General features: G+C 39.2%; 17 protein-coding genes. 6 read left to right on the forward strand and 11 right to left on the reverse strand.

Features of this window, described 5'->3' with window-relative positions:
- Positions 1-21: 21 nt before the first annotated feature.
- Positions 22-1,005, reverse strand: a complete 984-nt coding sequence (locus tag BMW39_RS02255; protein ID WP_034976856.1) for a hypothetical protein — start codon at positions 1,003-1,005, stop codon at positions 22-24.
- A 135-nt stretch (positions 1,006-1,140) separates the two neighbouring features.
- Positions 1,141-1,263 carry a hypothetical protein gene (locus BMW39_RS19575; RefSeq protein ID WP_260262114.1) on the reverse strand — a complete coding sequence of 41 codons (123 nt, stop codon included), beginning with the start codon at positions 1,261-1,263 and terminating at the stop codon, positions 1,141-1,143.
- 104 nt (positions 1,264-1,367) lie between these two features.
- Here BMW39_RS19575 and BMW39_RS02260 point away from each other — a divergent pair, with 104 nt between their 5' ends.
- Positions 1,368-2,570 carry a hypothetical protein gene (locus BMW39_RS02260; RefSeq protein WP_034976857.1) on the forward strand — a complete coding sequence of 401 codons (1,203 nt, stop codon included), beginning with the start codon at positions 1,368-1,370 and terminating at the stop codon, positions 2,568-2,570.
- Between the two features lie 82 nt (positions 2,571-2,652).
- On the opposite strand, the gene BMW39_RS02265 is transcribed toward BMW39_RS02260, so the two are convergent.
- From BMW39_RS02265 to BMW39_RS02280, 4 genes are all read right to left on the reverse strand, one after another.
- Positions 2,653-4,026 (reverse strand): helix-turn-helix transcriptional regulator, encoded by a 1,374-nt coding sequence (locus BMW39_RS02265; RefSeq protein ID WP_074719282.1) that lies wholly within the window; start codon positions 4,024-4,026, stop codon positions 2,653-2,655.
- A gap of 277 nt (positions 4,027-4,303) precedes the next feature.
- The gene (locus tag BMW39_RS02270; RefSeq protein WP_034976860.1) at positions 4,304-4,936 is read right to left on the reverse strand and encodes a hypothetical protein; all 633 of its coding nucleotides are present in this window, start codon (positions 4,934-4,936) and stop codon (positions 4,304-4,306) included.
- 110 nt (positions 4,937-5,046) lie between these two features.
- Positions 5,047-9,699, reverse strand: a complete 4,653-nt coding sequence (locus BMW39_RS02275) for an IgGFc-binding protein (protein WP_034976862.1) — start codon at positions 9,697-9,699, stop codon at positions 5,047-5,049.
- A 14-nt stretch (positions 9,700-9,713) separates the two neighbouring features.
- Complete coding sequence (locus BMW39_RS02280; RefSeq protein ID WP_131474337.1) at positions 9,714-10,364, reverse strand: hypothetical protein; 651 nt, start codon at positions 10,362-10,364, stop codon at positions 9,714-9,716.
- Between the two features lie 84 nt (positions 10,365-10,448).
- On the opposite strand from BMW39_RS02280, the gene BMW39_RS19265 reads away from it, so the two are divergent.
- Positions 10,449-10,604 (forward strand): hypothetical protein, encoded by a 156-nt coding sequence (locus BMW39_RS19265; protein WP_175459318.1) that lies wholly within the window; start codon positions 10,449-10,451, stop codon positions 10,602-10,604.
- A gap of 213 nt (positions 10,605-10,817) precedes the next feature.
- On the opposite strand, the gene BMW39_RS02285 is transcribed toward BMW39_RS19265, so the two are convergent.
- Together BMW39_RS02285 and BMW39_RS02290 are read right to left on the reverse strand one after the other, a co-directional pair.
- Entirely contained in the window at positions 10,818-11,309 is a 492-nt protein-coding gene (locus BMW39_RS02285; RefSeq protein WP_034976865.1) for a hypothetical protein, read from the reverse strand.
- A gap of 93 nt (positions 11,310-11,402) precedes the next feature.
- Positions 11,403-12,035: a hypothetical protein gene (locus BMW39_RS02290; RefSeq protein ID WP_034976867.1), complete on the reverse strand. Its 633-nt coding sequence runs from the start codon at positions 12,033-12,035 to the stop codon at positions 11,403-11,405.
- Positions 12,036-12,240: 205 nt separating this feature from the next.
- Here BMW39_RS02290 and BMW39_RS02295 point away from each other — a divergent pair, with 205 nt between their 5' ends.
- Entirely contained in the window at positions 12,241-13,521 is a 1,281-nt protein-coding gene (locus BMW39_RS02295) for an alkaline phosphatase family protein (RefSeq protein WP_034976868.1), read from the forward strand.
- A 691-nt stretch (positions 13,522-14,212) separates the two neighbouring features.
- Here BMW39_RS02295 and BMW39_RS02300 read toward each other — a convergent pair.
- Positions 14,213-15,277, reverse strand: a complete 1,065-nt coding sequence (locus BMW39_RS02300) for an NAD(P)-dependent alcohol dehydrogenase (protein ID WP_034976869.1) — start codon at positions 15,275-15,277, stop codon at positions 14,213-14,215.
- Between the two features lie 53 nt (positions 15,278-15,330).
- On the opposite strand from BMW39_RS02300, the gene BMW39_RS02305 reads away from it, so the two are divergent.
- On the forward strand, positions 15,331-15,762 hold the full coding sequence (locus BMW39_RS02305) for a VanZ family protein (protein ID WP_051879979.1): 432 nt from the start codon (positions 15,331-15,333) through the stop codon (positions 15,760-15,762).
- Here BMW39_RS02305 and BMW39_RS02310 read toward each other — a convergent pair.
- The gene (locus BMW39_RS02310) at positions 15,749-17,431 is read right to left on the reverse strand and encodes an OmpA family protein (RefSeq protein ID WP_034976871.1); all 1,683 of its coding nucleotides are present in this window, start codon (positions 17,429-17,431) and stop codon (positions 15,749-15,751) included. The genes BMW39_RS02305 and BMW39_RS02310 overlap by 14 nt on opposite strands.
- Before the next feature lie 92 nt (positions 17,432-17,523).
- The gene (locus tag BMW39_RS02315) at positions 17,524-17,871 is read right to left on the reverse strand and encodes a T9SS type A sorting domain-containing protein (protein ID WP_034976872.1); all 348 of its coding nucleotides are present in this window, start codon (positions 17,869-17,871) and stop codon (positions 17,524-17,526) included.
- Between the two features lie 112 nt (positions 17,872-17,983).
- Here BMW39_RS02315 and hemB point away from each other — a divergent pair, with 112 nt between their 5' ends.
- Together hemB and BMW39_RS02325 are read left to right on the forward strand one after the other, a co-directional pair.
- On the forward strand, positions 17,984-18,970 hold the full coding sequence (gene hemB / locus BMW39_RS02320) for a porphobilinogen synthase (RefSeq protein WP_034976874.1): 987 nt from the start codon (positions 17,984-17,986) through the stop codon (positions 18,968-18,970).
- A 151-nt stretch (positions 18,971-19,121) separates the two neighbouring features.
- On the forward strand, positions 19,122-19,763 hold the full coding sequence (locus BMW39_RS02325) for a hypothetical protein (RefSeq protein ID WP_034976875.1): 642 nt from the start codon (positions 19,122-19,124) through the stop codon (positions 19,761-19,763).
- The last annotated feature ends 1 nt before the right edge of the window (position 19,764 follow it).

Consider the following 19,764-nt stretch of genomic DNA (forward strand, 5'->3'; position numbering starts at 1 on the left):
TCAACTTCAAAAATTAAAAAACTATAACTCATTTTTATCATAAAACTCAACTTCAAAACTCCATTTCCTAGTATACTTAAAATTTGCATTTCCTTTATATAAACTTAAAACATCAATATCTAACCCTGCACTTAAAATAATTGTTTCTGTGAATTTTTCCATTGTTTGATTTCCATCAATTCTACCTGTTATTGTAGTTTTAATATTTGGAAAATCGTGAATAAAATATTTGTTTTTTAAAGCTCTTTCTGGATCAAATATTCCTTTACCAAAAGTTTTTTCCCTTAAAATATTTTTTGAATAATTTCCGTTGACATCAACTTTAACTCCTTTTCCAAAAATACCAGCATTTCCAATTAAATCTGTTTTATCTTCAATTATTATTTTCTTTGCGCCTAATGCTTCATAAGCGCTTAAAGTTTCTTCTAAAATAAGATTTTTTATTAATTCACTCGAGCCTTCTAAAGGTATTAACTGATTGTTATCTTTTGGGTGAGTAACATATAATCCATTATGAAAAAAGCCGTATTCTCCGCCAAAATGTTTAAAGTTTTTGGGTAAGGAACTTCGCTCTACAATAATCAATTCTGAGCCACCTTTAGATTTCATGAATTTTTCAAATGCTTTGTCTCTGTTTGAAAAAGAGTCAAATAAACCATAGAAAATATCAGAACTTTTTGTTATTCCAAATTTGTCATTTAATGTATGATGTGGGATAACTATAGTTCGGGATTCATCATTTTTTTCAGAAGGATGTTGAAGAGTTATTGAGAGTTCCGCAGCTCGTATGCTTTTATACCATAAAAATATTTCTGTTCCAGCCTCTTTTGCTAAATTGACAATATTACCATACGGAGCTAATTTTGCAACGATTCCGTTCGCAAAAGTATTTTCTTTTAGTAAATTTAAAAAATCATTAACTTCATCTTGCTTCATTTTTCTACGACCATAGATACCATTTCTATGTTCAATATTAATTTTATCAACAATTCCGTAATATATCATTTTTACTATTTTTATTTATAAATCATTCCCAACCTAGACAATTCACGTCCAAGCAGAAAAGTAAAACTCAATTTTTTGCTAAACTAAGAGAAAACCTAGCAAGAATTTTACGGTTTTCCGTAAACGAAACTTTATTTAGAAAGTTAGAATGTAATTCTCCATTTCTTTTTCAATTCTCACCCAATATTTCAGCAAACTTAAAACCTCAAGAAGCCAAAATTTGTCCTTTGGCTTCTTGAGGTTGTTTTTTTTCATCATTTGTTTTTCGAGTCACAATTTATGTTAATTTGCTGTCGATTTTTTGTACAATTCTGTACAATTTTGATGTGTTTATATCTATATTTGGATTCCATTTTAAAACTATGAACCGGGAAATAACTGTCGTGAACCAATTGCGGAAGAATATCGAAAAACAATTCGGAAAGGACATAAAAACAGCTACAGATTGTGATAATTTGGTAAGCGTCATCCTCCGGGATTGTAAAACAAACATTAGTTCTCAAACACTTCGTCGGTTTTTTGGCTTGATTAAAACCACCACAGGATCAAGCCAATTTACTTTAGATTTGCTTAGTCAATTTTGTGGATATAGCAATTTAAAGGCGTTTAGAGATGCGTGCAACAATCAGGAACTCGAGCAGTTTTTTGGAAATTCAGAAAATACAGGTCATCATTATTGGGACAGAAGTGAACAGTTGTGCAAGCAGATCATCAAATCGCCAGAGCTTTTGGTAAGCACACATCACCGTCTGATGTCTTTTCCGATGGCAAGAAAATATTTTATGGAAAATCATCCGCTTCGTGATCTATTAGGTTCGGTTTACACCCAGTATTTTTCGGCTTATCTAAAATATAACACGAGCAACGAAGCTAAAATCTTTGCCTATGGTTTTCTTTTTCAAAGTAGTTTTCTTCTGCAGAATACTGAAATGATGGATTTATACTATAAGAAAGTGAGAGAAACCGAACTTTCGGATGAGGTCCACGTCATTCCTGCTGGTCTGAAATATGGCGTACAACTTCTTTACGCCGATTCTGCGGGCAACGATCATCTTTTTGAAAAGTATTTTGCCGAAATGAAAAAAACAAGACTTCTTTACCGAAAAGCATCACAAAAATCGGTTTGCAGTTTTGAATCTACAGTTCTGGAATCTCTAATTTTTACCAATCGAACCAAAGAGATGAAATTTTTGATTGATAATAATACCTTTCAAGTAAGTAATGATAAAGATTATATTCCTTCAAAAAGAAAAGAAACACACGATGAGGTTTGGAAAATTCTCTGCGCTGTAGCTTATCAAAAAATGGGCGACAAGAAAAATACAGAGCGTTTTTTGAACCAGATTAATGTAAAGAATTTGGGAACTGGTTGGGAAAAATATTACTCATTGTTGTACTATTCTGTCTATTTTCATTCAGCTCAGCTAGACCAAAAAATAGAATGTATTTCCAAATTTAAGATTTTAATTGATGAAACTTATTTCAGCTATTATCAGAAGTATTTAATCGAGTTTTCAAAAGAATTGGAGCCTTTCGTAGTTGGAGGTAACAACGTACAAGCTTAAGATCTTTTCTTAAAATAAATGATCCCGATTCTGAATAAGAATCGGGATTTTTTTTGAGTAATAATAAGCAGCTCTAAATACTTTATAAATTTTTGAACCAGACGTAAACATCTTCTTCAGAGGAGATATTCAGTTTTTTTCTAATGCTGTTTTTTCGGTTCTGTACCGTTTTTGGTGATGTGAAGGTGTATTCCGCAATGTCCTTGGTTGCAAAATTAAGGAAAAGCATAGCGCAGAATCTTATCTCGCTACCCACGAGCGTAGGGTTGATCTCTAATAATTTTTTATTGAAAGCGGGATATACCTCATTGAAACGTGTGAGAAATTCCGGGCTGTTGTCTTTTGCCATTTGTACCACTTCTTCAAAAGACTCGTTCACCTTCTGCTTCAGGTCTTGGTTTTCTTCTTCCTTTTGAGATAGCAAGATCTCTTTTTCTGTGAGAAGTTCTTCTTTCATATCAGCATCTCTTTTTCTCTTTCTGAAATAGATATAAAGAGAGATCCCGCTTATTAAAAGAGCAATAGATATGAAGCTTAATATAAAAGTGTAATTCTTTTTAATAGTAGAATTTTCTTCTGTTTTTTTCGACATCATAATGCTTACAGCCTCATCCACATTCTTTTTGTGTACCGTTTTCAGGCTGTCATTGAATTTGGTATATTTCTCCAAATAAAAACTTTGCTTCTTGGGATTATTCAGGACTTTGTAAGTATCCGCCAGTACTCTGTTGATATCATTGTTGTCATTAAATTCTGTAGTTTGTTCTTTCGCATTCTGTTCTGCTTTCAGATAAAATTCCAATGCTTTTTGATACTCTTTTTCCAAATAATAGTAATCTCCCAACCCAAGATATTCTGTGGAAAGATCATTGTTATTGTATTCTTTTTTCAGGTCGTAACCTTTCTGAAAATAATGTAGTGCCGAATCTTTCAGCTTGGTATGCTCCAAGAAAAGATAGCCTTTGGTGTTGTATTGCGAGGCGAAATCGATCACATAACCTTCCATTTGATCTTTAGGAACTGTCTTGAGTATTTGCATTTGCCTGCTGTAATAATACAAGGATGAATCTACATTTTTCACCGAGTAATAGTAATAGCCCATATCGCCATATCTCTGAGCTAAAAAAGAAGCTTTGTCAGGTCTTTTCTCCTCCAGCAAGAGATTCATGGCCCTTTGGCTGGATACTAAAAATTGAGTATGCAAACCAATTTGGTCATAATTGTAGGCGTAAATATCATATACTCTGGATTTGAAGATGTTGTTTTTTTGATTAAAATCCATCTCCATGATTTTCTCGAGATAGGAGAGGCTTTCTTTTGGAAGTTCCAACCCGGACAAACCATCTGCCATTTCTAAATAAATATGCGGTAATTTTTTTTCATTCTTTGTTTGTAGGGCAAGAGACTCTGCTTCTTTAGCATATTTTATCGTTTTTAAATATTCTAAAGTCACCATGCCATTATATGATCTTTGAATCAGCGCATCTATTTTTTTGTCACTCTCAGTTGGAGAATCATTGCAGGAAATGCATAGAAAGAGTATAAAAAATATGGAGAGTTTTAATGTCGAATTCATTGACTATAAAAATATTGATTGAAGGTTTTCTATAAATAACATCATATAAGATGATTTCTAAACAAATATAACATTTTATAGAAAATTAATTCTGCTACCAAAAAAAGCGGATAGATTTTACAATCTACCCGCTTTACAATAACTTTATTTTATTTTTCTAAGGTTTCCAAAAACTCCACACTGTACCGTTGTACACAGCAAGTTGTCTACTTGCAGTATCGTAAACCATCATTCCTGGTGCAGGATTCAGGACGTTCAGATGCGGGCTTGCCACTTTTGGTAAGACCATCGCCTTGTCGGTATCCGTCAATACAAGAATTCCTGCAGTGGTATCTGTAGCACCATTGGCTCCAATTGCTGCTTTGGCACTCTCCTGTTCTCTTGCATTGTCCTGAAGTGAGGAATCAATGGTATTGAACTGTGTAAAGACGACATTATTATTGTTGGCATCCTGTACAGTTAGAGGAAAAGTAGGACTACCTGTGAGGTCAAACCAGTTGCCTGCCTTTCTGTATTTCATCTTTTTATCCGAAAGGTCGAAGATGATCGTTCCGTCGACCACTGTTCCCTGCATACCACGGTAACCTGCGCCAGTGGTCGCATTGTAAGCAACTGGATTTCCCGCAACAGTAGAGACCCATGGCATTACAATTCCTTTTTTGTTGTCAGCATTGTCATAGAATTCCAGAGAAACATTAGAGCCTGCAGTGGTTGAGCTTTTGCCTATGGCTACCTGGGAAAACATGGGAATAGCCGACAAGATGGCAAATGTTATGATTGATTTTTTCATTGTATTACGATTTTGTTTCCCGCACTTACTCTCATATTTCTGAATTTTTTAATGATTAAAATTAAAGAGCTCCAATTTTTTAAGAGAGTAAGCATGAGAAAGTTAAATGATTAGTTAAAGGTATCCGGACAAGTTTGAGTTGTCAAACAATGCCACGCTGCTGTGGTTTCACCTTCTTTGACGGTGTAGACCTTTAAGCAAGCGGCTTCCTGGTCATATACCATCATTCCTTCAACAGGATTGGTAATGGAACTCAAACTGGCAGTGGTAGCAACCCTGTTCACTACAAATCCTTTTTCTTTGGATTCCAGCGCCGTCCATGCACCAGAACGAACCATAGGCCAGTTGCTGTTGTTTTCACCAGCTCTCGCCAAAGCAGTGATCCCGTGCTTCGTTTCCAATGGGGTACCTGTGGCTGCAGGTTTGTAGCAGAATGGAGGAATAAGACAAACCGCGTCCTGAATAAGCGCATCTATAGAGGTTCCTATTCCTTGCCCCAAGTCACCACCAAGATCAGCAGCTCCACCAGAGTTTACAACAGTCGGAACGCCGTTGGTATCTCGGCAACCTGTACCTGCACAAAGATTTTTATTAAGTGCTGCAGAACCTGATCCTACAGATAGCCCCGGAGCCGCATCTACAAGCATCGAGGTCGTTACGTTTTCATCTCCTTCCAAGGCATCCAGACATCCGTCATTGTCAGAATCCAGATCCAGATAATCCGGGATGCCATCGCCGTCGGTATCTTTCAAACTGTTGGCAGAAGTAGCACCTGTAGCTAAATTTACCCCTCCTATCGACAGAGGTGTCGCGTCTGAAACATCAGTTCCCACTCCATACCAATCTGTAATAAACGGCACATCGCCTGTTGTAGAACTTACTCTAGAAATAGCACCTGGTACGATGCCATTTGAATTTGTAATTGTGGTATATGAATAGGAAGGATCTTGACTGAATGGTGTCCACCAGGTTCTAGGATTACCATTGTAAAGTATTTTACTTGTGTCAGATGTCCGTACAAAGATGGTTAAAAAATTATATTTTTGCATCGATGGAGGAATAGTAAGTAGTGCAGGTCCTAATGTTGCCTTGGTGATATCCAAAACTGTTGTTACAGACGGGTCTCCATCACCACTATCACCATTGTCATATGCTCGACTATATGGAACAACCCTTGTAAATTGAACAGCTTTATTTGTTTCGACAATTTCGGCTGTATCAAAATTCTGGATATAGTTATAGGTGTCACCCTCATTTAATGATGACATCACAATGCCGTTAACTTTTACAACAGTATTATTTTGCGTGGCCGTGATCATCATTTTGGTTTTATGAGATGAACTTTTTGTTAAAAATCTGGTTCCCAAAAGCCGGTCTGGTAAAAGATATTCCAAGGTATTATCACATGAGCTTCCGGGACTGTTAGCACATTTCAGAGCTACCATTACACCAATATTTTGAGTAGATGTGATTGTATAACCATTGATGTCCACTGATGGTCCTAGATCAAAAACATAGTTTTGTCCATCATTCAAAGTGAATGAAGCAACGGTTGCACCCGCCTTATTTTTCACGGTCACTGCATTATTATTAACAGCACTGAAAATTGTAAGTCCGGTTTCATTATATTCACTTGAAGTGTAAAAGTGCGTGTTAACAGTGTATTTTGTTCCCCATGTTGATTTTGGGTAAACTACAGCTATTTCCTGTATATTTACAACGTCTCCAAAAATTTCCTGTAAAACAGAGACAGGAGCAGAGGATGTTATGGATACATATTTTCCGCTTGTCACCTGATTTAGAGGCCAGTCGGGTATCTGCGAACTATTTAAATTAATGGATAAAATTCCCGATGCAGGTATGGTTGCTGTGGTAGCAGAACCATTGTATGGGGTGTAAGTTACTATTGTACCGGTGACTCCTGTTACATATACTATCCATTTTGATGTCCATATGAAATGAACTGCATTATACAATCTAAAAGCAGAATCTTTAAGAGAGATAGGACCTTCCAAACTATCTAAAATCCCATCATTGTCATCATCCAGATCGCAGTCATCTGCAATACCATCGCCATCACTATCCGGATTGGAAGGAGAAATAACGCAAGGGCATGGCGGCAAAATCTTCACCATCACTGACGATGTTGAATTATCCGTATTCCAACAGTTGTTGACAGTGTCATAGAAGAATGCGTAGTAAGTTCCTGAAACTGTAACATTACTTGGATCTGCGACTTTCGTCCCCGCTGCTCTTGTAGGCGTGGTCCACCATTCGATCACCGTACTTGGCGCATTTGGATGAGTTCCGGTGTAAAGGGAATTTAAGTTGACAGAATTGTTTCCGGAATTGGTACAACTAGGTGTAACTGTGATTGTAACCACATTGGACGTTGAAGTACAGCTACCTAAAGTGGTAACAGCTCTATAATATCTTGTCGCAGTCAATACTCCTGGTGAATAGCTTGCCGCATTGGCTCCGGATATATTGGTAAAAGTAACATTGTCCGTAGATACCTGCCACTGAATGGTACCATTTGAACCCGTTAAATTCAATGCAGAAGGTGCAGTGCCAGAAGTAATGGTTTGACTTGAACCTGCTGTTCCAGCATTACAGACTTCGACAATACTCGAAGAACAAAATCCCAGTAGGGAGCCATTTTGCCCGCCAGCTCCATTAATGGTTAAGGTGGTAAAGTTAGAAGGCGCACTTATTCTAAAACGTCCACCGCCGTCACCGCCTGTTGTTGATGCTCCAGATAGAATCTCGTTTCCATTGATGGTTGAAAGACAATTAGCGGGTGAATCGGAATAGATCGAAACTGTGCCACCGTTAGAATTAAAAATAAAATTCTCATTGTAAGTGTGTCCAGCAGCACCCAAGAGTAACACTACATTGTTTACAGGTTTATTAAAATTTAAGGTAAGCGACCATGGAGAAAATTGACCTATCCATAGCGAATTAGCACTCAGCTGATCTGATGAACAAGTATTAAAAGGACCATTAGGATAAGTCTTGACATCACCAGTATAAGAAGAAGTAATTGTCACGCCATTTACAGTAAATGTTCCACTTGGTGGTATATTAGCTGTTCCTGAGCACGAGAGGACAGGGCATGAATTAATGGTCACCGTCACTGCATTGGACACTGGGCTGTAACAGTTGGCAACGGTCGTACTTTTATAAAATGCATAATACGTTCCCGCTCCGGCATTGGCCAATTGCGTTGCAGTGAGTTGAGTTCCTGTGGAAGGATTATTGGTGGTAAACCAAACCAGATCAGTTCCTGTAGGTGTTGTTCCAGTGTGTGCGGTATTAAGATTAGCGGTTGTGGAAGGACAAACATTGCTGATATTTTGAACAGATGGTGCGGTGGTTCCGGCGTTGCATACGGCAGTGGCAACAATTCCAAAGCGATATGTAGAATCATTATTGATATCTGCAGAACCCAAAGTCAATGTGAATTCTCCATCTGGCGTACCATCGCTGGTACCGCCAACAGTGCTTTCTCCAACCGTTGTCCAGCCGGGTGGCAGTTCTTTTGCTGGTGCAGGTTGCCCTACGATTCCCTGATTTTTGCTCAATTGAAATTTCACAACATTACCTGCAATTAAATTTCCTCCCGGATCAAAAGTGAAAATACCTGATGCATCTACCGCTGCAGTAGCGAGTACATTGCCTGTACTAGAAATCGCATTAACATAAAGCGTGTTGGCTGTATTCCAAGTTCCTCCGCCTGTTCCTCCGCCGTCTATGGTAGCGCTTCCATCATTATCTCTGTAGACGGTACCACTAGGCTTAATTTCAGATAGCGAAACGCCTAAACTAATCCGCTCCGCTTGCCAAAAGGGACTGGAAGAACCCGCCGGCCCACTCCAATTGGTGTAAGTTGGAGCTCCTGATGTGTAAGTCTGTGGGTTGGAAGACCCTCTCAGATAAGTCTTCAATTTAATGACTGTAATATTGTTACCATTAAACCGTACAGATCCATTGGTACTCGGGGCAGGGTCTGCTGAATTGCTATGCAAGATTTGATTAGTAGTGGTATTTAAAGAGAAATTAGTCGTCCCACTGAGCCTTGTCATCGTCATTGTATTTGGAAAAGAACCGGTTAAATCCAAATCAAATTCACTTGAATAAGAGGATCGATAATTTGTCGTTTTAGTCGCACCCATATCTGCAAGGTGTATAACCGGATTATTGACCGGACGGCTAAAAGTGATGGTAATATCTCCCATATAATACCTGCCCGTAAATGCGCTTTGACTGGTATATAGAGGATATGAATAAATAGAAATTCCTACAGCCCTGTTTACAGCAACCTCTATTCCTGTACCTGCCGTTGCAGTAGCTGTATTTGTAAAATTTCCATTCGCAACAGTGCCAATCGTATTCATTAAAGGAAAGATAGCAGTACCAGGTGGCGCGGTTGTACTTGCATCATTGCTACCGCCAAATAACATTGGTGGGTACGTGGGGTTACCTTCACCTATGTTTGGATATTGGTTCCTTAACGATATAGTTGCTGTTAAAGTTGGTGTATAGGTTGCAAAAACACTTCCTGATGTATTTTCCTGTAGCGTGATAACGGTACTTGATGTAGCACCCGTAGCTACGGTTACCGGACCATTCCCAGTTGGATTACCGGCACCAGCAGCCATTTCCAGATTTCGTCTTTGCGCCGAAAGTTCCAACGTTCCAAACAATAGCAACAATGCAAATCCAAAAATATGATTTGTGATGTTTTTTGTATATTTTTTCATTGAATTAGTTTTAATTAGTTGAATAAAGTACTACCGTTCAAAGGAACTTGGGTGGTTCCCGCGTTGCACACGGCAACGATGCTTGACGAACAAAATCCCAACACAGAACCGTTTTGTCCTCCAGCTCCATTAATGGTGAGAGAAGTGAAACTGGAAGGTGCACTAATTCTAAAACGACCACCACCAGCGTTAGGTGATCCGTTTCCGTTTCCGGAAAGAATTTCATTTCCATTGATTGTGGAAAAACAACTGCTTGGAGAGTCAGAATAAATCGAGACCGCTCCACCATTGGAATTGAAAATAAAATTTTCATTGGCAGTGTTACCAGTACCACCCAAGAGCAGAACTAAGTTGTTTACGGGCTTATTAAAATTTAAGGTAAGCGACCATGGCAAATTTTGTCCTATCCACAATGAATTATTATTAATTACATCTGATGAACAAGTGGTATATGCACCCAAAGTATAAGTTTTTACATCACCAGTATAGGAAGACGTTATTGTTACGCCATTTACAGTAAATGTTCCACTTGGAGGTATATTGGCAGTTCCTGAGCAGGAGAGGGCTTGCGCAAATGCAAGATTACTCACCACAAGAAGTAAAAACGTCATCATCCAAAGACGGGTTCGCCTCAAGATAGATGGTTTATTTATATATTTTTTCATTTAAAAAAGATTTTATTAATGTTAATATCGAGGCCCTGTCCCATAGTTGGTGATCCAAGCCTCTGTTTTTAGGTTAAAATGGTCATGGCTGAGGTCATTTTTCTCATCATTGCCGTTCATCGTTCCAATTTTGAGGTTCTAAACCCCATTTTTGACGTTCCAAGGTCCATCGTTGGGGTTCTGAACCTCATCGTTGGGGTTCGCAACCCCATCATTGACCCCAGACAACGTCATCTTTGAGGTTCATGACGTCATTTTTGGGGTTCAGAACGTCATCTTTGGGGTTCTAGACGTCACTTATGGGGTTCTAGACGTCATTCTTGGGGTTTGGAACGTCATCTTTGGGGTTCGGAACGTCATTTATGGGGTTCGGAACGTCATTTTTGACCCTCGGAACCCCAAAAATGGAGCTTGCAACGTCATGCCTGTGGCCAAGGGCCGCATCCCAGCGATCTATTGCTGGATTTCTGGATCTTGTGGCGGTTGCGAAGTGCCTGCACGGTTGAAGAATTGTCTCATTTCATTCACCTTGGTCTCGTAGCCTGGTGCATTGGTAGTGGCTTTGTACTTCGCATAGTCATAATCGGTCAGGGCAGCCTGATAATTGTCCCAATCATGAAGGATCTTGGCATTGCGCAAGCCATCATAAAGACTTTGCAACCTTTGGATAACCCCTTCTATGAGCGATCGGCTGTTGAAATCTTTGGCAAACTCTTCCCAGTCCACATCTGTACTGCTGAGATTGGGTTGGCTGTCCTGGTAATCTTTTGCTTTGTTGACCAATAATTTGTTTTCCTCGTTAATGCTGCCGTACTGGGTGCGTTCCTCCGGACTCAGATTGGCCAATTTCGGCGATAGAGCTGTTTCCAGATTTCGCAGTGCAGCATTGATGGTTTCCTGTTCTGCCGCAGTAAAGTGGCGGCTTTCAAAATTTGTAAAAGGCATATGTATTTGTTTTTAGGTGATCATGGTTTTTGAATACATTCTGTTTCCCCTGCTAAAAGAACCAGAGGACAATGTTTTCAGAAAAAAAGGATGTTACAAGAATGCCGGAGGTGGCCTTACAGAATAAGAATCTGAATCAATCTTCCCACAGAAGTGGACAAGGGCAGTAGGCGTTTTTGCCTGAGTTGCATCTGGAGCAACGATTTGAAAATAGGAAAAGCCCGATCTGATAAAATGCTTCAGAGCTGGATTTTGTGTTTGAGCAACTGCAATGTTGTGATGCTGATGCAACGAGAAAGCAGCGTCCGATTCTGATCCCGTTGTAATGGTTTCGTCTGCTTGCGGATGGGGCGGTGCTATTTTTGATTTTGGATGTACGGTCTGTAGTACCACCTTCTTCTTACTTTCACTTTTCTGAGAATTGGAGGCGATGGATCGTTTGGGATCTGAGACTGCCACGACCTCATATTGTGTCTCTGTTTCCAGATCAGCAATGGAAATGCCAGAAGAAATGTAGATGACGGCCTGAGATTTTGAAACATCAGATAAAGAAGTAGAATCTTTGGAAACCGTTTTTTCTATTTCAGCATCCAGCGGATTTGGTTCCGCCGTGTTTGCAAAACTGTTTTGAGCGCTTAGCAAAAACAATAAAATGAAAAGTACTTTACTGCCAAATGACAATAAAGTACTGATTCCTTTTTCATGGTTTGTGTTTTTACCTCGCATGGAGTATATGGATGTGTTTTCTTTTGCAAAGGAATATGGATCTGCTCAAAAGAACAAATACCTACATACCCATCAGGTACCCTTCTGAAGTAAAATGTTTAAAATCAGGCTTTTTTTATTCTTTTAGCAGCCCTTCTTAAACTTGATACTGCATTCATGATCACTTAAAATGAAACCTTTATTTTTGCAAAAATTTTTTGTTCTCATGAGGTTATTTTTCGCCATCCTATTTTTATTCTCTTTCGTTTCTTCATTTTCTCAAAGTAAAACTGACACAGCACAGGTGGTTGTCCCGAACAGGAGCAATAGCCCAGAGGCCTTGTCAAAACCTTATGTCATAATGATCTCTACAGACGGCTTCAGGTCAGATTATGCTAAGAAGTACAGTGCCGGGAATCTTTTGAGATATTCAGCAGGTGGCGTTCAGGCAAAAGCCATGCTGCCCAGTTATCCAAGCATTACCTTCCCAAACCATTGGAGTCTGATCACAGGGCTATATCCTTCCCATCATGGCTTGGTAGATAATTTCTTCTACGATTACAAACTGCAGAAGAACTATGCGATGAACAAAGCAGAAATTGCGGAAGACGGAAGTTGGTACGGCGGAACCCCACTGTGGGCATTGGCAGAAAAGCAAGGCATGATCTCGGCCTCTCTGCAATGGGTGGGTTCGGCGAGCGATGCAGGTGGGATGAGACCAAGCTACTATTACCATTATCACGAACAATTCAAACCATCGGAAAAGGTGGCTAAGGTCATCCATTGGCTGAAGTTGCCGGAAGATCAGAGACCGCATTTCATCTCTTTGTATTTCCCGGAAGTAGATGGCGCTGGGCATCATTTTGGGCCGGAAGCTAAGGAAACGGAAACAGCGGTTCACCTTGTAGATGAGGCGATTGGAAGTCTGGTAGAGAAAGTGAATGCCCTGGGACTTCAGAATGTCAATTTCATCTTTGTGTCGGACCATGGGATGATCCAGGTGGATGGCGGAAATTCACTGGAGATTCCGGAGGTCCTTAAAGACAAAAATAGATTTGACTATTACAATTCACAGACTTTGCTCAGGGTCTATGTCAAAGATCCCAAAGCAGTGAGATCGGTCTTCAAAGAATTGAAAGCAAATAAAACGGAGGACTACGAGGTCTATCTGGACAAGAAGCTTCCGAAATATCTCCACTTTGCGACCCGGGACGACCAATATCACAGGATCGGACAAATCCTCCTGATCCCCAAAGCACCAAAAATATTTTTGGAAAAGGGACAAAAAACCTCCAGTGGAAAACATGGCTACGACCCCAAACTGGTGCCGGAAATGAAGGCGACGTTCATGGCCTGGGGGCCAGCATTCAATCAAAGTCTCGTCATCGATGAATTTGAAAATGTGAATGTTTATCCGTTGGTCGCTGAAATTCTGACATTGAAGATCGATCAGAAAATAGATGGGAAGTTGAAAATTTTGAAGCCTATCTTAAAGCAGAAAAAATAATACTTTAAATAAAAAGATCCCCCAAGAACCATAAAGGCTGGAGGGGGAAATATGGAAGTAAAAACACACAAATTACTTCCTGTATCTCCAGTCTATCAATGATCAAAATAAACCGGATTTCTTAAATTGATTGGTTGAAACTGGGTTCCGCAATCAATTTTATTTTATAATTTCTGACTTTTCTACAAGTCTCTTGCTCTACAAACTTTAACTGACCGAAAAACCAAAAGAGATGGTTAGTCTCTTTCAAATTTATCGTGTCTTTGTGCTGTTGCCCTGCTATCGTTTATTTGGTTTAACGAGGGTGCAAAGAAATATATTTTTGGTGTTCCAGACTAAAATTGGTGAGCCCAATTGATACCCACATTTTGTAAATTATTGACTTTAAAAGCGCAAAGTTTTTTTCAACCCCAAAATAGGTGATCAACAAGAAAAATCAATCTAGAAATCACGATGACTGCGAAGGGAATTGATCTGTAATTATCGCTAAGATTTTGGCGAGAGGGTACCAGTTGGGTCTCATATTTAGGCAGATTTATTTGGAATCGTTTGTTAAAAAACATATGGATCTAAACCAGACAGTGACAATGATTTTAATATAAAAAAAGTGCAGTAAGATGGTGAACGCAATTTTAAATAAAAAAAGAGGACACAAAAATGCATCCTCTTTTTTTGGTATGATGAATAGAAATTAATCCTTCAAACTTTTCATATCGATCACGAATCTGTATTTTACATCGCTTTTCAACATTCTTTCATAAGCTTCGTTGATGTCCTGCATCTTGATGATCTCGATATCTGAGACAATATTTTTCTCACCACAGAAATCCAGCATTTCCTGAGTTTCCTTAATGCCACCGATCAATGATCCTGCAACAGAACGTCTTTTGTAAATCATAGGTTTGGTACTCACGGCATCATTCTCAAATTCGCCGATGAATCCAACAAGAACCAAAGTTCCGTTCACGGTCAAAGTGTTCATGTAAGGATTGATATCGTGCTCATAAGGAACCGTGTCGATGATGAGGTCGAATTTATTTAGGACAGCCTTCATTTCCGCTTCGTCTGTAGAAATGATCACCTGATCTGCACCTAATGCTTTGGCATCATCCGTTTTTCCAGCACTTCTGGAGAAAAGGGAAACTTCTGCGCCCAAACCTTTTGCCAATTTGATGGCCATGTGTCCCAATCCGCCTAATCCTACAACGGCAACTTTGGAGTTCTCGTTTACATTCCAATGCTTCAAAGGTGACCAGGTGGTGATCCCGGCGCAAAGAAGTGGTGCAACGGCTGCCAGATCCAAGTTTTCTGGAACGTGCAACACGAAATGCTCGTCTACCACCACAGATTCAGAGTATCCACCGTAAGTTCTTTGACCATCGATGTATTTGTCTTTTCCGTTGTAAGTTCCGGTGAATCCGTTTTCACAGAATTGCTCCAGATCTTGGGCACAGCTGCTGCAAGTTCTGCAAGAGTCTACCATGCAACCAACGGCCGCCAGATCTCCCACTTTGAATTTTGAAACTTCGCTTCCTACGCCCGTAATCCTTCCAACGATCTCGTGGCCAGGAACTGCAGGATACGCCGATCCGCCCCAGTCATTCCTTGCCGTGTGAAGGTCGGAGTGGCAAACGCCGCAATATAGGATGTCGATCTCAACGTCTTTTGGCTGGATCTCTCTTCTTTTGATGGTTATTAATTCTAGATCGTTCTCGGGAGCAGCTGTCCCGAATGCTTTTACATTGTGTGTGTGCATTATTTTGAATATTTTTACTTGAAATTATTATTAATTTACCTATTGTCTCTTTGATGAAAAAACTGCTTTACAAATGTTATCCAGCATTTATCAATGTCTATACCGTTTGGATGTTATATCTCATGTTTTTTATTTCAGAGAGAGGAAACTTCGGTGAAGGTCATTATCTGATAAGAGCCAAACCTTTTGAAAGTATTCGTTATGTGCTTTACGACGCAGGATTCATTCCGTACGAGATGTATAAGAATATCTTGGGAAATATCGTCTTGTTCTTGCCTTATGGTTTTCTTGGGATCCTATATCCGAAACTGAATCGCTACAGGAATTTGTTTTTTGTTTTTTTTGTTATCATTAATATTTTGGAATTCTCACAATACTATTTTGCCATTGGTTTTGCAGAGTTTGATGATGTTATGCTAAATATATTAGGAATTAGCATTGGCTACTTGATCTATAAAAGATTTTTCTTTATCAAGGACAAATAACTTTCATCTCCGTTCTACGATTCACCTGATGTTGCTCTTCTGTACAATTCACGTCATTGCTGCAATTGTTCAATAGTTTTGTTTCTCCATAACCGATTGGTTGTAGGCGAGCTCTATCAATGCCTTTTGAAACCAAATATTCTACCGCTGCGTTAGCTCTGTTCTGTGACAATGTTTTGTTGTAGTCATCCGAAGCTCGAGAATCTGTATGAGAGGCTAGTTCAACCTTTACATTGGGATTGTCTTTCATGAACTGGACCATCTTATTGAGTTCTGCTGTGGCATCTTCACGGATGAAAAATTTATCCAGATCATAATGGATATTCTTCAGATTTATAGGTTTACCACAAGTCGTTTCCTCCATACAAACTTGGAGATTCAGAAAAAATGTGTTGCTTCTATCCACATTTTTTGACGTTACAGTCTCTGTCTGCGAAAAGTAATTTCCCTTTTTCCCGTAGATATTGTAAGTGGTATTCTTTTCAGCTTTGAAGTAGAATTTTCCCTCGATGTTTGTTTTGATTTCATTCACGATTTGAGTTTCATTATTCCTGATGACCACCGTGACGTCTCTCAATGGACCTTTAGAATTACAAATATTGACTTGTCCTTTGACGAAAAATGTTTCTTTGTCGGTCGCGATCTCTTTCTTCAACATCCCATTTTTGACAAACTCATTTTTGTTAGCCTTGGCAGAGATTAGTTCCATATTATAAAGACTTCCTTTAATCTCATAATTCTCAGGCTTGATTTTCTTGAAGAAGGCGACACCTTGCGCATTGGTTCTGGCAAAGTAAGCACGTTTCCCATTCTTGTAAAGTTCTACGAAAGCATCTGGCAAGATCGTTCCCGTTTCCCTGTCTTTAGCAATAACGGATAATCCATAGTTCGGACTCGGTTTTTTGCTTGAGAATCTAAACGTAAGTCCTGCAAAAACACCAACCGAATGGATTTCGTGATTCAATTCTGAGGTTCTGAATTCAACATTCGAAGGAGAAATTATATTCTGATTATCATTGGTTGTAAAAGGAATATATCCAGCTGCATTACCGTTCTTAACCAGATCTTTTGCCTTAAAATGCTGAAGATAATAACCACCAACATTCAGCCCAATATTCTCCGAGAAAAACCAGTTGAATTCCAGTTGACCTTTACCTGAAAAAATATTTTTCTCATCATATCCAGGATGTGAATTAAGATTGTAAACCGTTCCCAAATTATTTGATATCAACGACGTTTCACCACCTTTGATATTGGAAATTCCACCTTTTAGTTTGAAAGTCAAACCCATATCATCATTAATCATCCATCGGAAGTTCGGGCCAATTCCGAAGAAATAGCGCTGGATCTTATTTTCAGTCAGAGTTGGATCAGATAATTTTGTATTGCCTAAGTATAAATTCCCAATAGGATAAGAACTTTTTGGCGAATTTTGAAGATAATCCGCATCGATTCCCAAACCTATCCAATTGAAGTAATAATCTGCCGAAATTCCCAGATTCAAATTAGGTTTGTAATCAATGTACTTTGTCTGGTTGTCGTAGGAAGGAAAATCCAGTCCGCCTCGTAGTGAGATGTTAAATTGACTTTCATCGTACAAAGAACTCCTGAACTGCGAATTGAATAACTGAGTGAAAATTAGGAATAGAAGAAGGAGAGATTTTCTCATAGATGTAGCTTTCTTGGTTGCCACAAATTTACTGAAATTAATAAATAAAAATGCCGGCTATGAACCGGCATTGTATGTTGAAAATAAAATTTTTACTGTTTGATGATCTGTGTGATCTTCTGTGTATTGTCATCCAAAGTGTATCTCATTAGATATTTTCCCGGACGCAGTTTGTCAAGTCTTAATTCAGTATTATTACTATTGATGTTATACTCTGCAACTTGAGCTCCCAAAATCGAGAAGAAAGTCACTGTTTTAATTTTAACAGAAACGTCTTTTGATTTTAAAACCAAAACATCCTTGGTAGGATTAGGATAAGCCATCAAAACACCATCATCGGTCCTTTGAGAAGAGATTGTACGTGCAGTCTGTGCTTTCATTTCTCCCGAAAATCCTACTGATACTACCGTAAATATGATAAAGAATAAAAGTTTTTTCATTCGCTTTAGTCTGTATTATTACAATTACAACAAATATATTTTAAATAAATTACCTACGCAATAGTCTAACAATAAAAGTATAATTAAATTTGCATAAATATTTTCAATAAAGATGATCTCAAGAAATAGAAGACTCAGAACCAACGATTCTATCAGAAGTCTAGTGCGCGAAACCAGCCTTACAACAAACGATTTGGTCTTGCCAATGTTCGTTACAGAAGGTGACAACAAAAAAGAAGCCATCTCATCTATGCCTGGCGTTTTTAGACAAAGTTTAGATCTTACGGTCAAAACTGTTAAAGAAAATTATGACCTTGGCATCAAAGCCATCAATCTCTATATGAAGGTTTCTGAAAACCTGAAAGATAACACCGGAAAAGAAGCCTGGAATCCAAACGGATTGATGCAGACTGCCATCAAAGCTATCAAAGACGCTGTTCCAGGAATCATCATCATGCCAGATGTGGCGTTGGATCCGTACTCCATTTACGGTCACGACGGCATCATCAAGAATGGAAAAATTGACAACGATTCTACTGTAGAAGCCCTCGTAAAAATGGGCGTTTCCCTTGCAGAAGCCGGCGCAGACATTCTCGCACCAAGCGATATGATGGACGGTCGTGTTCTGGCAATGCGCGAAGGTCTGGAAGAAAGTGGATTCACAGATGTTGGGATCTTGTCCTACGCCGCCAAGTATGCAAGTGCTTTCTACGGCCCGTTCAGAAGTGCTTTGGATAGCGCCCCAGTTGACAATCAGGATATTCCAGCGGACAAGAAATCCTACCAAATGGATTTCCACAATTCCCGCGAAGCCATCGATGAAGCCTTGAAAGACGTGGACGAAGGTGCCGACATCATTATGATAAAACCCGGAATGCCTTATCTGGACATCGTTTCCAAGATCCGCGAACTCATCACGCAACCAATCGCTGTTTATCAGGTCAGTGGCGAATATGCAATGTTGAAAGCCGCAGTGCAAAACGGCTGGTTGGACAACGACAAAGTGCTCATAGAAAGCCTCACCAGCTTCAAACGTGCCGGCGCCGATATGATCTTCACCTACGCCGCTCCCGAAGTTGCAAAACTATTGAATAGATAAGATTTTTAGGAGCTTGATCCCGCTATCCGCTATTACTCCTCGCGCCAACTGCTTTTCCCATCGCTTGCTGTGGGGTAACCGCTACTATCGGGGCTATGGGATTTGTCATCCAATTATTGTTACAAGACGATAACACTTTAAACCATTTAATATGAAATCAATTTTATTAAGCTTTTCACTTTTATTTTTTTTCCAAGGCTTTGGACAAGAAAAAGAGCAACTGTCTATTAAGAAAGGGGATTTTCCCGAAGGTGTTTATCAAACCTTGGAAGATGTACTTAACAAAAAGCCAACATCTACGGACGAGGTTTATTTCAAACCTGCGGACTCACGTGACTCTTCCAGTTCTCCCGAAAAAGTATTTTTCTACTTCAAAGAAAAAGACAAAAGAGTCAGAATTCCTCTTGCCGTGTCTCATAATGGCGAGATGTACTTTCAAACCTATAGAAAGTACACCAACAAAAAAGATAAAGGATACGATCCGGACCAATATTCCAGATTCTGTAAAGTGACAAACTATGGAAGATTCATCTATTTTGAAGAAAATATGAAAGGATTGTGGTCAAAAGCTTTTATGGGCAATTTGAGTCCTATAACTTATTCAATTAAAGGGAATACTAAAGGAATTGTCTTAGATCTTGATAATAAGGAATTCAATATGCTGAGAGATTGCGAAGATCTGAACGATTTTTTAAAGCAGCATCAGATTCCAGAGATCACATGCGATTCAGACAAATTTACAATGGGAGAATTACAGGCAACAATCGACGAAATAAACAAACCTTACCGCTAAA

The sequence above is a fragment of the Epilithonimonas lactis genome, from assembly GCF_900110605.1.
Lineage (GTDB): Bacteria > Bacteroidota > Bacteroidia > Flavobacteriales > Weeksellaceae > Epilithonimonas > Epilithonimonas lactis.

Bases quoted from the DNA above. Each gene is read 5' to 3' on its own strand.
- hemB (WP_034976874.1), top strand. From the start codon at position 17,984: ATGATCTCAAGAAATAGAAGACTCAGAACCAACGATTCTATCAGAAGT.
- BMW39_RS19575 (WP_260262114.1), bottom strand. From the start codon at position 1,263: ATGATGAAAAAAAACAACCTCAAGAAGCCAAAGGACAAATTTTGGCTT.
- BMW39_RS02270 (WP_034976860.1), bottom strand. From the start codon at position 4,936: ATGAAAAAATCAATCATAACATTTGCCATCTTGTCGGCTATTCCCATG.
- BMW39_RS02295 (WP_034976868.1), top strand. From the start codon at position 12,241: ATGAGGTTATTTTTCGCCATCCTATTTTTATTCTCTTTCGTTTCTTCA.
- BMW39_RS02275 (WP_034976862.1), bottom strand. From the start codon at position 9,699: ATGAAAAAATATACAAAAAACATCACAAATCATATTTTTGGATTTGCA.
- BMW39_RS02300 (WP_034976869.1), bottom strand. From the start codon at position 15,277: ATGCACACACACAATGTAAAAGCATTCGGGACAGCTGCTCCCGAGAAC.
- BMW39_RS02280 (WP_131474337.1), bottom strand. From the start codon at position 10,364: ATGAAAAAATATATAAATAAACCATCTATCTTGAGGCGAACCCGTCTT.
- BMW39_RS19265 (WP_175459318.1), top strand. From the start codon at position 10,449: ATGGCTGAGGTCATTTTTCTCATCATTGCCGTTCATCGTTCCAATTTT.
- BMW39_RS02265 (WP_074719282.1), bottom strand. From the start codon at position 4,026: ATGGTGACTTTAGAATATTTAAAAACGATAAAATATGCTAAAGAAGCA.
- BMW39_RS02260 (WP_034976857.1), top strand. From the start codon at position 1,368: ATGAACCGGGAAATAACTGTCGTGAACCAATTGCGGAAGAATATCGAA.
- BMW39_RS02255 (WP_034976856.1), bottom strand. From the start codon at position 1,005: ATGATATATTACGGAATTGTTGATAAAATTAATATTGAACATAGAAAT.
- BMW39_RS02285 (WP_034976865.1), bottom strand. From the start codon at position 11,309: ATGCCTTTTACAAATTTTGAAAGCCGCCACTTTACTGCGGCAGAACAG.
- BMW39_RS02315 (WP_034976872.1), bottom strand. From the start codon at position 17,871: ATGAAAAAACTTTTATTCTTTATCATATTTACGGTAGTATCAGTAGGA.
- BMW39_RS02325 (WP_034976875.1), top strand. From the start codon at position 19,122: ATGAAATCAATTTTATTAAGCTTTTCACTTTTATTTTTTTTCCAAGGC.
- BMW39_RS02290 (WP_034976867.1), bottom strand. From the start codon at position 12,035: ATGCGAGGTAAAAACACAAACCATGAAAAAGGAATCAGTACTTTATTG.
- BMW39_RS02310 (WP_034976871.1), bottom strand. From the start codon at position 17,431: ATGAGAAAATCTCTCCTTCTTCTATTCCTAATTTTCACTCAGTTATTC.
- BMW39_RS02305 (WP_051879979.1), top strand. From the start codon at position 15,331: ATGAAAAAACTGCTTTACAAATGTTATCCAGCATTTATCAATGTCTAT.